The sequence below is a fragment of the Hoeflea sp. 108 genome, assembly GCF_000372965.1.
In the GTDB taxonomy this organism is placed as follows: domain Bacteria; phylum Pseudomonadota; class Alphaproteobacteria; order Rhizobiales; family Rhizobiaceae; genus Aminobacter.
The window spans coordinates 3,837,345-3,850,739 of the sequence record NZ_KB890024.1; the positions used below are offsets into that span (position 1 = coordinate 3,837,345).

Sequence of the window (13,395 nt, forward strand, 5' to 3'; positions counted from 1 at the left end):
GGCGCATGCGTTAGCGCGTCATACGCCGGCTGTCCATCAATATTGCCCCTCGGCCTCCCTTCCGGGCGGGCCAGTTCAACACTCCATTAACCATGGCCATTTACCAGTTGCTAAGCACGGCGCAGTTCGCGCCGGCGAAGCAGTGGGTACGATGGCACGGGTCAGGCCGGAGCATAGGGGGCACCTCTTGGGTGCGCGCATCTGCGCCTTGCTGGCAACGGCAAGTGTGGCAGCGGTGCTGTGCGCCGGGCCGGTCCACGCCCAGGATGCCGGGCTGCGCGGCGCGGTCACCGACGACCAGGGCAAGCCTCTGAAGCGCAAGCGTCCCGCTGACGCATCGCAGGACCAGGCAACGGACGCCGACACGCAGAACCAGGCCGAGGACTACCAGCCGGCCAGTCCCGGCGCGGTGCCCGACAAGCCGGCCAACGCCTCGGCCAGCCTGTTCAGTGAACCGCCAAATGCCGACGATGCCTTCGCCAACGACGCGGGCCCCTTGCAGGCGCTGCCGCCGACAACGGCACGCGACCGGGCCAAGGCGCGGCGCGAGCAGCTCGCCGGCCGGCAGCAGCCGGCGAACGCGCCGAAGAAGGCCCCTGCCCCCGAGCAGGATGAAACCACCACCGGCACCGTGCGCCAGCAGACGGTGGATTTCGAGGGCCGCGAGGACAACGGCCCCGAATCCGCGCGCCAGGCAGCGATCGAAGGCCGCAAGCCGCAGCCCGAGCTCAATCCCTACGACCCGACGGGCATCCGCTTCGGCACCTTCGTGCTCAAGCCAAGCCTGGAACAGGGCGTCACCGCGACCTCCAACGCCGATTCGAGTTCGGATGGAAAGTCGGCGATCCTGTCTGAAACCACGCTCCGCCTGAATGCGGCGTCCGACTGGGACAGCCATTCGGCCACCGTCGATGCCTATGGCAACTTCCGCAAGTCGGTGTCCGGGCAGGAGGTCAAGGACGTCACCGGCGGCATCGACGGCCGCCTCCAGCTCGATCTTGCCGAAGACATGCGCGCACTTGCCCGCCTCGGCTACAATGTCCGCCCGGAATCGGCGACCTCGCCCGTCGTCATCATCGGCACCGCCGAGCGCCCCACCCTGCAAACCTTCAGCGGCTCGCTCGGCCTGGAAAAGGATGTCGGCAAGTTGCGCTTCGGCATATCGGGCGAAGCCGTCAAGGAAAGCTATGGCGACGCCGCTCTGTCGGGTGGCGGCACGCTGTCGCAGAAGGACAGGAACTCGACCCTCTACAATGGCAGGCTGCGCATCGGCTACGAGGTGTCGCCGGCGCTGACCCCGTTCGGCGAAATCCAGTTCGGCCGTCGCATCTACGACCTGAGGTTCGACACCGCCGGCTTCGAGCGTTCGGCAAATCAGTTTGCCGCCCTTGCCGGCGTCGAGATCGACATGGGCGAGAAATTCGGCGGCGAGATTTCCGCCGGCTGGGTCGGCCAGACCTTTGACGACGACAGGCTGGGCAGCATCTCCGCCGCCTCCGTCGCCGCAGATCTCCGGTGGTCGCCGATGCGCGGCACCATCGTCACCCTCAACGGCACCACCTCGCTGGAAGGTTCGACGTCGGCAGGCGAAAGCGGCTCAGTACTCTATGCGGCGCGTCTCGGCGTCGAGCGCCAGATGCGCGCCAACCTCACCGGCTTCGCCGCCGCCGGCATCGGCTGGCGCGACTACGCCGGTTCGACCGACCATGATCTGTCCCTCAGTGCCGAGGCGGGCCTCACCTGGTGGCTCAACCGCTACACCGGCCTCACCGGACGCCTGCGCCACGAGACCTTCAGCAGCACGCTCTCCAACCGCGACAGCACCACCAACAGCGTCTTCGTCGGCGTGAAAGTTCAGCGCTAGGGTCTCAGCGTGCCGGCTTCGACTGGTGTCGCCTGCACATCCCGCAATTCGTCATCCTCGACGTAGCAAGTGGAGAGTGTCGCGGATCCATGCCGTGACCGGCAAAGTTGTCGGGACGGTCCAGAACGGCCGGAGCTGCGAGCCCCCAAAACGAGCACCCGGCAGCGCAAGAACGCCCGCCGCCCCGCTCATCCCAATCCTGCCACCGCCTCCTTCACCCCCTGCTCCCCCTCGCCGGCAAACACTTCGCTCATGACAAGCTCGGCCAACGGCAGCCGGTTGCCCCAGCCATGGCGCTCGAGATCTGGGCGCGCGGCGAATTCGCTGACGCGGCCAACGCAGAGATAGGCCACCGGCACGACATGTTCGGGGATCGCCAGCAATGCCTTCAGTGCGTCACGGTCGAGGATACTGACCCAGCCGATGCCGATGCCTTCGGCACGCGCCGCCAGCCAGAGGTTCTGCACCGCGCAAACAGTGCTGTAGAGATCCATTTCCGGATTGTGCCAGCGCCCCAGCGGCGAGTTGGCCGAGCGTGCCCGATCGCAGGTCACGACCAGGTTGAGCGGCGCCTCGCAGATGCCTTCGAGCTTGAGCTTGCGATAGAGTGCCTGCTTCTCCTCGACAATATGCGGCAGCTCCTGCCCGCGCGCCGCGAAAAACAGGTCGCGCACCAGCGCCCGGCGCTTGGCATCGCGGATGATGATGAAGTTCCATGGCTGCATGAAGCCGACCGATGGCGCGTGATGCGCCGCCATCAAAAGGCGCGCCATGACCACGTCGTCTATCGGATCGGGCAGGAAATGGCTGCGCACGTCGCGGCGGGTGAAGATGGCCTTGTAGACGGCGTCCTGCGCCGCGGCATCGAACGAGCCGCAGGCGGTTTGAACATGGGCGGCCGGCATCGCGTGTCCCCTTGCGATAGAAACGGCGTCCGCCCGCCTGTCCATGCGGTGGACCATCTCTGCCGGGCCGGTCTTCTGGCTTCGAGTTCATCCCGCTTTCAGCACCTTCCCATCCTGCCGGACAGTGGCTTTTGCCGATACGGTCCCTCTTACAGCGCTGGGCACGCCACGGAGTTTCACCGTGTTCCCGATTCTCCCGCATGAGCGGGCACCTGGCGGGAGTGTTCTACAGGCCTTGCGGGCCCTTGGCCACCGCGCCGCGCGCCCGAAAATGACGCGCGGGCGACATTGACGGGGCTCAGCGGCTGGGTTTCACCTCGCCCAGAAGCCCTTCGATCACTTCGGCCATGCGGCCGCTGATGTCAGAGCGCGCCAGGGCAAATGCCACATTGGCCTCGACAAAACCTTCCGGCGAGCCGCAGTCGAAGGTCCGGCCGCGATAGTGATAGCCATAAAAGGGCTGCGACTTCTCGAGCTTCAGCATGGCATCGGTCAGCTGGATCTCGTCGCCGGCGCCGCGCTCCTGCTTGGCAAGCAGTTCGAAGATCTGCGGCTGCAGGATGTAGCGGCCGTTGATGAACAGGTTCGACGGTGCCGTTCCCTGCTTCGGCTTCTCGACCATGCCGTCGATGGCAAAACCGGTATGAACGGCCTTTCCCTTGCCGACGATGCCATATTTGTGCGTCTCGGCCGGGTCGCATTCCTGCACGGCGATGATGTTGTTGCCGGTCTCGGCATAAAGCTCGACCATCTCGCGCATGCAGCTCTTTTCCGACTGCATGATCATGTCGGGAAGGAGAAGCGCGAAAGGCTCGTCGCCGACCAGTTCACGCGCGCACCATACAGCATGGCCGAGGCCGAGCGGCACCTGCTGGCGGGTGAACGACGTCTGGCCCGGGGCCGGCTGCAGCTTCTGCAGCCGCTCCAGCTGATCACTTTTGCCGCGCTGGGCAAGCGTATCGTAGAGCTCGAACTGGACGTCGAAGTGATCTTCGATGACCGCTTTGTTGCGGCCGGTGACGAAGATGAAGTGCTCGATGCCCGCCTCGCGGGCCTCGTCGACGACATACTGGATGACGGGACGGTCGACGACCGTCAGCATCTCCTTGGGGATAGACTTGGTGGCCGGCAGAAAGCGGGTGCCCAGGCCTGCGACGGGAAATACTGCCTTGCGAACTCTTTTCATTGCGCGGTCGTCCGAAAGAGAAAAATCGATATCAGGCACAACATTCTCATGCCTGAATTGAAGAATACTGAACGCGTTGGCACAATGGGGTGGCACGAGCAAGGCCGAGATCACGCGATCTTGATTGTGTTGGGCCTTCGGGGGACAATCCGACCCACGGCTTTTAGGTCCCCAGGGGGACTATGGTAAACTGATTGATAACCGGCATCGGCGATGAATCGACTTTCCGAACTCTTCCAGGAGGAAAGAATGCCCCTTCGCAAGACCGCCAGAAGCCTGGCAGGATTTGCCACGATCGCCGGCCTGTCGCTCGCGCTGCTGCTGCCTGCGGGCAAGGCTTCGGCCGAGGCCGGCTTCGAACGCTGGGTCGCTGGCTTCCGCGCCGTCGCCGCCGACAACGGCATTTCAGCGTCGACCTATAACCGTGCGTTCCGAGGCGTCACCTCGGCCGACCTGGAAGTGCTTGAAAAAGCGCGCTTCCAGCCCGAATTCACCGCACCCGTGTGGGACTATTTCGACAACCGCGTCCACGACCAGTCCATCGAGGTCGGCCGCGCCATGGCGCGCAAGTGGAAGCCGTGGCTCGACCGCATCGAGGCCAGCTACGGCGTCGACCGCTACGTGCTGCTCGCCATCTGGTCGATGGAATCGAACTACGGCGAGATTCTCAAGAACGACAAGGTGATGCGCAATGTCGTGCGCTCGCTGGCGACCCTTGCCTATGGCGACGAGCGCCGCTCGAAATATGCCCGCACCCAGTTGATCGCGGCGCTGAAGATCCTGCAGCGTGGCGACATTGACGAGAGCCATCTGATGGGCTCGTGGGCCGGCGCGATGGGCCACACCCAGTTCATCCCGACCAGCTACCAGGCCTACGCAGTCGACGCCGACGGCAACGGCAAGCGCGACATCTGGAACTCGGTGCCGGATGCGCTAGCCACCGCTGCCAATCTGCTCAAGAAGAACGGCTGGCAAGGCGGTAAGACCTGGGGCTACGAGGTCGTGCTGCCCGAGGGCCGAAAGTTCCCGTCGGGCTCGATGACGCTCGACAAGTGGGCGGAACTCGGCGTCGAGCGCGCCAACGGCAAGGCCTTTAAGCGCGGCTCCGATGTCGCCACCCTCAAGGTGCCCGACGGCCGCGGCGGTCCCGCCTTCCTGATGACCAAGAACTTCCAGGTCATCAAGCGCTACAACAACGCCGACAAATACGCGCTGGCCGTGGGCCTTCTTGCCGACGAAATCGCCGGCTATGGTGGTCTTGTCCAGGACTGGAAACGGCCCTTCACCAAGCTCAGCTTCGAAGAGAAGCAGGAGTTGCAGAAGCGCCTGTCGGCTCACGGCTATTATGACGGCAAGGCCGACGGCAAGATCGGCGAGGGCTCGCGCTCCGCAATCAAGGCGTTTCAGGCACAGCTGGGCTTGACGGAGGACGGCCATCCGAGCATGGAAGTGCTCAAATGGCTGCGAAAGAAATAGCCACCGGAGGTTGCGTTTGGCATCGTCGCGTCGCTCGAAAAAAGCCGTTCTGCGCCTGACGATGCCACTGCTTGCGGTGGCGGTCGCCATGACCGCCATCCCTGTCGCAGCCCCTACCCCCGCCTTCGCACAGGACGGCATCTTGCGGCGCTGGTCGCTGCGCGACCTGTTCATGCCGCGCCGTGAGCCGCGCGTCGATCCCTACATCTTCGAAGAGCCTCAGGCCGCGCCGCCCAAGAAGGTCCGCAAAGCGCCGCGCAAGCCCCAGGAAGGGCTTGCCGGTGCGCCGGCCAAGCCGGCACAGCCGGCTGTGCCTGTCGTCGAGAAGGCGGCGGACGCCCGCACCATCCTCGTCATCGGCGATTTTCTCGGCGCCGGCATCGCCGAGGGCCTGACCACCGTTTTTGGCGAGAACGCCAAGGTCCGCGTCATCGACAAGACGAGCGGTTCGTCGGGTCTGGTGCGTGACGACTATTACAACTGGCCCGAGCAGGCGAAGATACTGATCGAGCAGGAGAAGCCTGCCGTCGTTGTGGTCATGCTCGGCTCCAACGACCGTCAGCAGATGCGTGTCGGCGACAACAGAGAACCGCCGATGAGCACCGCCTGGATGAAGGAGTACACCAGCCGCGCCGAGACGCTGGCCAAGGCGCTGTCCGACACCAAGGTGCCCTTCCTCTGGGTCGGCATGCCTGCCTTCAAATCGTCCAAGATGAGCACCGACATGCTCGCCTTCAACGACGTCTACCGCGCCGCGACAGAAGCCGCGAACAGCGAATTCGTCGATGTCTGGGACGGCTTCGTCGATGAAAGCGGTGCCTTCGTCACTTCCGGCCCCGACATGAACGGCCAGCCCGTGCGCCTGCGCTCCGACGACGGCATCAACGTCACCAAGGCGGGCAAGCGCAAGCTCGCCTTCTATGCCGAAAAGCCGCTGGATAAGATCCTCGGCATCACCCCAGGCATCAATGAAGCCGTTGTGCCGGCCGGCCTGCCCCAGGCATCGCCAGGCGAGCTCAAGGTGCCTGAAAACATCGACCGCACCGTACCCGTCTCGCTCGGCGATCCAGAGCTCGATGGTGGTACCGAACTGATGGGCGCGCAGGCCGCGACCGTCAAAAGCGAGCCCAACTCGCCCGGCGAAAAGCTCGTCATCGAAGGCATCGCGCCGAAGGCTCCGGTCGGCCGCATCGACGATTTCTCCTGGCCGCCCAAGAAGGTGCCGGCTTCAGCGAGCACCGAGACCACCACCGCCATCAAGCGATAGCCGAAAATCCCTCGGAGACGAAAAAGGCGCCTTTCGGCGCCTTTTGTGTTTGGAGATTGTCGCGGTTCAGCGCGGCAGCACCGTTGAGCCCATCAGGGCTTCGTCGATGGCGTGGGCTGCCTGGCGGCCTTCGCGGATCGCCCAGACCACCAGCGACTGGCCGCGGCGCACGTCGCCGGCGACATAGAGCTTGTCGATGTTGGTCTTGTAGTCGCGGTCATTGGCCACGACGTTGGACGAGCGGCGGCTGTCGGTTTTGATCTCGAGCTTGCCGTCGAGTTCCTTCACCACGCCGCCTGATATCGGGCCGGCAAAGCCGATGGCGATGAAGGCGAGATCGGCGCGGATGACAAAATCCGTTCCGGGGATCGGCTTGCGCTTCTCATCGACCTCGCAGCACTTCACGCCGGTCAGCTGGCCGTCTTCGCCGATGAACTCGAGCGTCGCCACCTGAAACTCGCGCTGCGCGCCCTCTGCCTGCGACGACGAGGTGCGCATCTTGGTCGCCCAGTAGGGCCACACGGACAGCTTGTGCTCCTTTTCCGGCGGCTGCGGGCGGATGTCGAGCTGAGTGACGCGCACAGCACCCTGGCGGAACGCCGTGCCAACGCAGTCGGACGCCGTGTCGCCGCCGCCGACGACCACGACATGCAGGCCACCGGCAACGATGGGTTCGGACGGCCAGGCGACCGACTGGATGTCTTCCCCGCCGACGCGCTTGTTCTGCTGGACGAGGTAAGGCATCGCGTCATGCACGCCCTTGAGGTCGTCGCCGGGAATGCCGGCCGGGCGCGGTGCCTCGGAGCCGCCGCAATAGAGCACGGCATCGAATTCGGCGAGCATCTCCTCGACCTTCTTGTCGACGCCGACATTGACGCCGCAATGGAAGGTCACGCCCTCGCCCGCCATCTGCTCGACGCGGCGGTCGATATAGTGCTTTTCCATCTTGAAGTCGGGGATGCCGAAGCGCAGCAGGCCACCGGGCCGGCTCTCGCGCTCATAGACATGGACTTCGTGGCCGGCGCGGCCGAGTTGCTGGGCGGCTGCCATGCCCGTCGGCCCGGAGCCGATGACGGCGACGCGTCTGCCGGTCTTCTTTTCCGGCGGATAAGGCCTGATGTAGCCGGTCTCATAGGCCTTGTCGGCAATCGCCTGCTCGACGGTCTTGATGGCGACCGGAATGTCCTCGAGGTTCAGCGTGCAGGCTTCCTCGCAAGGCGCGGGGCAGATGCGGCCGGTGAATTCGGGGAAGTTGTTGGTCGAATGGAGGTTGCGGATCGCGTTTGTCCAGTCGCCATTGTAGACCAGATCGTTCCAGTCGGGGATCTGGTTGTGGACCGGGCAGCCCGTCGGGCCGTGGCAGAACGGAATGCCGCAATCCATGCAGCGCGCCGCCTGCTTTTCCACTTCCTTGTCCGACATCGGCAGCGTGAACTCGCGGAAATGCCGGATGCGATCGGAAGCCGGCTGGTACTTGTGGACCTGCCGGTCGATCTCGAGAAAACCTGTAACCTTGCCCATCGTAGCTCTCGTCAGTCATGCCCAGCGTCTCGGCGCGGGCGTAGAATTCCACCACTTCAAATGAAGCATGCGATGGCGGGCGCCCGTCTTGGGCGCCGCGCCGGCCGGACGGCCGCGGCTATTCCGCCGCGACGTTCATCCGCATGCGCTCCATCTCGATCAGCGCGCGGCGGTACTCCACCGGCATGACCTTGCGGAATTTAGGTCGGTAGCTCGCCCAGTCGTCGAGGATCTGTTTGGCGCGGGTCGAACCGGTGTAGTGCATGTGGTTCGAGATCAGCTGCACCAGGCGCTCCTCGTCATGGCGGGTCATGTCGCCCGACACGTCGACGCGGCCCTTGTGGGCGATGTCGCCGCCGTGATGGTGCAGCTTCTCCAGCATGTCGTCCTCTTCGGGGACCGGCTCGAGCTCGACCATCGCCATGTTGCAGCGCTCGGCGAAATCGCCTTCCTCGTCGAGCACATAGGCGACGCCGCCCGACATACCCGCCGCAAAGTTGCGACCGGTCTTGCCGATAACCACCACCACGCCGCCCGTCATATACTCGCAGCCATGGTCGCCCACACCTTCGACGACAGTGACGGCGCCCGAGTTGCGGACTGCGAAACGCTCGCCGGCCACGCCGCGGAAGTAGCACTCGCCCTCGGTCGCACCGTAGAGCACGGTGTTGCCGACGATGATCGAGTCCTCGGCGACGATCTTGGCATCCTCAGGCGGACGGATGACGATGCGGCCGCCTGACAGGCCCTTGCCGACATAGTCGTTGCCGTCGCCGACCAGCTCGAACGAGATGCCGCGCGCCAGGAATGCCCCGAAGGACTGGCCGGCAGTGCCGGTCAGCTTCACCGAGATCGTGTCCTCACGCAGGCCCTTGTGCTTGAAGCGCTTGGCGACTTCGCCCGACAGCATCGCACCGGCAGAGCGGTCGACGTTGCGGATCGAAGCCTCGATCTTCACCGGCTGGCGAGCTTCGAGTGCTGACTTCGCTTCGGCGATCAGCTTGCGGTCGAGCACATCGTCGATCGGATGCTTCTGGCGCTCGGTCCAGTGTGTCGCCGAAGCAGGCGCATCCGGCTTGTAGAACACCCTGGAGAAGTCCAGGCCACGCGACTTCCAGTGGTTGATCAGCTCGCGCTTTTCCAGGAGGTCCGCGTCGCCGATGATCTGGTCGAGATGGGTGTAGCCCATCTTGGCCAGAAGCTCGCGCACCTCTTCCGCCACGTAGAAGAAGTAGTTGATGACGTGCTCGGGCGTACCCTTGAAGCGCTTGCGCAGCACCGGATCCTGGGTGGCGACGCCGACCGGGCAGGTGTTGAGATGGCATTTGCGCATCATGATGCAGCCCGCCGCGATGAGCGGCGCGGTCGAGAAGCCGAACTCGTCGGCGCCCAGCAGTGCGCCGATGACGACGTCGCGGCCGGTGCGCAGGCCACCGTCGACCTGGAGCGCGACGCGCGAACGCAGGCCATTCAGCACGAGCGTCTGATGCGTCTCGGCGAGGCCCATTTCCCACGGGCTGCCGGCATGCTTGAGCGAGGTCAGCGGCGAAGCGCCGGTGCCGCCATCATAGCCTGAGATCGTGATGTGATCGGCGCGCGCCTTGGCGACACCAGCCGCAACCGTTCCGACGCCCACTTCCGACACCAGCTTGACCGACACGTCGGCTGCCGGGTTGACGTTCTTCAGGTCGTAGATCAGCTGCGCCAGATCTTCGATCGAGTAGATGTCATGGTGCGGCGGCGGCGAAATCAGGCCCACGCCTTGGGTCGAGTGACGGGTCTTGGCGATCGTCGCGTCGACCTTGTGGCCGGGCAGCTGGCCGCCCTCGCCGGGCTTGGCCCCCTGCGCCACCTTGATCTGCATCATGTCGGAGTTGACGAGATATTCCGTCGTCACGCCGAAGCGGCCTGAAGCCACCTGCTTGATCGCCGAACGCTCGGGGTTCACCGAACCGTCGGGCAGCGGCAGGTAGCGGTCCGGCTCCTCACCGCCCTCGCCGGTGTTCGACTTGCCGCCGATCTTGTTCATGGCAACGGCCAGCGTCGTGTGCGCCTCACGGCTGATCGAGCCGAAGGACATGGCACCCGTCGAGAAGCGCTTGACGATCTCGGCTGCCGGCATCACGTCGTCGAGCGCGACCGGCTTGCGGCCGCTCTCTTCCGCCGACTTGATGTGGAACATGCCGCGGATCTGCTGGGCACGTGCCGTTTCGCTGTCGATCTGGGCCGAGAACTCCTTGAAGGTCGACCACGAACCCTGGCGCACGGCATGCTGCAGCGAGGCGACCGCGTCTGGCGTCCACATATGGGCTTCGCCGCGCATGCGGTACATATACTCGCCACCGACGTCGAGCGCGTTGCGCAGCACCGGATCCTCGCCGAAGGCCGACGTATGGCGCTCCACCGTCTCGCCCGAGACCTCGTCCAGGCCGACGCCCTCGATGTTGGTCGCGGTGCCGGTGAAGTACTTCTCGACGAAGTCGGTCTTCAGACCGATGGCGTCGAAGATCTGGGCGCCGCAATAGGACTGGTAGGTCGAGATGCCCATCTTGGACATGACCTTGAGGATGCCCTTGCCGATCGACTTGATGTAGCGGCCGACGACTTCCGAGCCGTCCACCTCAGGCGGGAAATCGCCCCGCTTGTGCATGTCGGTCAGCGTGTCGAAAGCCAGATACGGGTTGATCGCCTCCGCGCCGTAGCCGGCGAGGCAGCAGAAATGATGCACCTCGCGCGGCTCACCCGATTCGACCACCAGTCCAACCGACGTGCGCAGGCCCTTGCGGACCAGATGGTGATGCACGGCGGCCGTCGCCAGCAGCGACGGGATGGCAATCCGGTCCGGGCCGAGCTGGCGGTCGGACAGGATGATGATGTTGTAGCGGCCGGCAACCGCTGCCTCGGCGCGCTCGCACAGGCGCTCGATGGCGCCCTGCATGCCGGCAGCACCTTCCGTGGCCGCGTAGGTGACATCGATCGTCTTGGTGTCGAAGCTTTCCTCGGTGTGGCCGATGGAGCGGATCTTCTCCAGGTCGGCGTTGGTGAGGATCGGCTGGCGCACTTCGAGGCGCTTGCGCCTGGAGGTGCCTACGAGATCGAGGATGTTCGGCCGTGGGCCGATGAACGACACCAGGCTCATCACCAGCTCCTCGCGGATCGGATCGATCGGCGGGTTGGTGACCTGGGCAAAGTTCTGCTTGAAGTAGGTGTAAAGCAGCTTCGACTTGTCCGACATCGCCGAGATCGGCGTGTCGGTGCCCATCGAGCCGACGGCTTCCTGGCCGGTCGTCGCCATCGGCGACATCAGCAGCTTGGTGTCTTCCTGCGTGTAGCCGAAGGCCTGCTGGCGATCGAGCAGCGACACGTCCTTGCGCAGAGCACGCGGCTCAACCGGCTTCAGCTCCTCGAGAATCAGCTGGGTGTTGGCCAGCCACTTCTTGTAGGGATGCCTGTTGGCGATCTCGGACTTGATTTCGTCGTCCGAGATGATGCGGCCCTTGGCCAGGTCGATCAGCAGCATCTTGCCGGGCTGCAGGCGCCACTTCTTGACGATGCTCTTCTCGTCGACCGGCAGCACGCCGGCCTCCGACGCCAGGATCACCCGGTCGTCGTCGGTGACGATGTAGCGGGCCGGACGCAGGCCGTTGCGGTCAAGCGTGGCGCCGATCTGGCGGCCGTCGGTGAAGCACACCGCGGCCGGGCCGTCCCACGGCTCCATCAGCGCTGCGTGGTATTCGTAGAAGGCCTTGCGGTCGGCATCCATCGACTTGTTGCCGGCCCAGGCTTCCGGGATCAGCATCATCATGGCATGCGCCAGCTTGTAGCCGCCCTGGAACAGGAACTCGAGCGCGTTGTCGAAGCACGCCGTATCCGACTGCCCCTCATAGGAGATCGGCCACAGCTTGGAGATGTTGTTGCCGAACAGCTCCGAGTCGACCGAGGCCTGGCGTGCCGCCATCCAGTTGTTGTTGCCGCGCACCGTGTTGATTTCGCCGTTGTGGGCGACCATGCGGTACGGATGCGCCAGCTTCCACGACGGGAAGGTGTTGGTCGAGAAGCGCTGGTGGACGAGGATCAACGCCGTCTCGAAGCGCGGATCGCTGAGGTCCTTGTAATAGGCACCGACCTGGTTGGCCAGGAACATGCCCTTGTAGACGACGGTGCGCGCCGACAGCGACACGCAATAGGCGCCGATGTCCTTGTTGTTGTTCTCGGCGTAGATGCGGCCGGAGATCACCTTGCGCAGCAGATAGAGACGGGCCTCGTATTCCTCGTCATCCTCGATGTCGGGAGTACGGCCGATGAACACCTGGCGGTGGTAAGGCTCGGCGGCGACGATCTCGGGCGCCTTCGACAGCGAGGCGTTGTCGACGGGCACGTCGCGGAAGCCGATCAGCGGCAACCCCTCAGACTGAGCCGACTCGCGGATGATGTCGTCGATATGGTCGCGCATTGCCGCGTCCTGCGGCATGAACCAGTGGCCGACGCCGTACTGGCCGGCCTCAGGCAGGGCGATGCCCTGCTTGGCCATTTCCTCGCGGAAGAAGGTGTCGGGGATCTGCACCAGCACGCCGGCGCCGTCACCGACGAGCGGATCTGCACCCACGGCACCGCGATGCGTCAGGTTTTCGAGCATGAACAGCCCGTCCTTGACGATCTGGTGCGACTTCACACCCTTCATCTGGGCGATGAAGCCGACGCCGCAGGCGTCATGTTCGTTGCGAGGATCGTAAAGGCCATGCGCTGCATAGCCGGTGGTGGTTCGGAGATGATCGGTTTTATTGTTGGCCGCTTTCGTCTGCGCGGCCGGTGCAAAACCCGTCGTCACAGATGGCGTCAACTCCGTCATCGTCTCTTCTCCATTCCGGCCCGTTCCGGGCAGTTCGCTTTGGGACGGCTACGTGCCAGTCCGCTCACCTTCAGATATGCTTCGATATGCATGCGGCGCAGCGCCTTTGGCCGGCACCGAACCGCCAGTCGGGTCAGGCGTAACGGACAAGCTCCGCCCCGGTCACCGACCCCTGCTCACGGCGGCAGACGGACGCAGCGTCATCATACGCCAAATCCGTTCCGCTTTGAGCAGATAAATAAGACAGCACTGCTGTCCTAAATTTCGTATGACAGAATTCTTGAATACGCACAAGACCGATTCACGAATTTTCCGCACTCCGAAAGA

General features: G+C 64.4%; 7 protein-coding genes and 1 riboswitch. Of the genes, 3 read left to right on the top strand and 4 right to left on the bottom strand.

Annotation, left to right across the window (positions count from 1 at the left end):
• The first annotated feature begins 187 nt into the window (after positions 1 to 187).
• Positions 188 to 1,864 (top strand): outer membrane beta-barrel protein, encoded by a 1,677-nt coding sequence (locus B015_RS0119070; RefSeq protein WP_018429336.1) that lies wholly within the window; start codon positions 188 to 190, stop codon positions 1,862 to 1,864.
• A gap of 188 nt (positions 1,865 to 2,052) precedes the next feature.
• On the opposite strand, the gene bluB is transcribed toward B015_RS0119070, so the two are convergent.
• Both bluB and galU read right to left on the bottom strand, forming a co-directional pair.
• Positions 2,053 to 2,769 carry a 5,6-dimethylbenzimidazole synthase gene (bluB, locus tag B015_RS0119075; RefSeq protein WP_018429337.1) on the bottom strand — a complete coding sequence of 239 codons (717 nt, stop codon included), beginning with the start codon at positions 2,767 to 2,769 and terminating at the stop codon, positions 2,053 to 2,055.
• A 47-nt stretch (positions 2,770 to 2,816) separates the two neighbouring features.
• Positions 2,817 to 3,000, bottom strand: a riboswitch (cobalamin riboswitch).
• 67 nt (positions 3,001 to 3,067) lie between these two features.
• The gene (gene galU / locus B015_RS0119080; protein WP_018429338.1) at positions 3,068 to 3,955 is read right to left on the bottom strand and encodes a UTP--glucose-1-phosphate uridylyltransferase GalU; all 888 of its coding nucleotides are present in this window, start codon (positions 3,953 to 3,955) and stop codon (positions 3,068 to 3,070) included.
• Between the two features lie 249 nt (positions 3,956 to 4,204).
• Here galU and B015_RS0119085 point away from each other — a divergent pair, with 249 nt between their 5' ends.
• Positions 4,205 to 5,431 carry a lytic murein transglycosylase gene (locus tag B015_RS0119085; protein ID WP_026227481.1) on the top strand — a complete coding sequence of 409 codons (1,227 nt, stop codon included), beginning with the start codon at positions 4,205 to 4,207 and terminating at the stop codon, positions 5,429 to 5,431.
• 88 nt (positions 5,432 to 5,519) lie between these two features.
• On the top strand, positions 5,520 to 6,698 hold the full coding sequence (locus B015_RS0119090) for a DUF459 domain-containing protein (protein ID WP_245262347.1): 1,179 nt from the start codon (positions 5,520 to 5,522) through the stop codon (positions 6,696 to 6,698).
• Positions 6,699 to 6,764: 66 nt separating this feature from the next.
• Here B015_RS0119090 and B015_RS0119095 read toward each other — a convergent pair whose 3' ends face one another.
• Together B015_RS0119095 and gltB are read right to left on the bottom strand one after the other, a co-directional pair.
• Positions 6,765 to 8,219 carry a glutamate synthase subunit beta gene (locus B015_RS0119095; protein WP_018429341.1) on the bottom strand — a complete coding sequence of 485 codons (1,455 nt, stop codon included), beginning with the start codon at positions 8,217 to 8,219 and terminating at the stop codon, positions 6,765 to 6,767.
• Positions 8,220 to 8,337: 118 nt separating this feature from the next.
• A complete protein-coding gene (gene gltB / locus B015_RS0119100) occupies positions 8,338 to 13,068 on the bottom strand; it encodes a glutamate synthase large subunit (protein WP_026227482.1) in 4,731 nt (1,576 codons plus the stop codon).
• Positions 13,069 to 13,395: the final 327 nt, after the last annotated feature.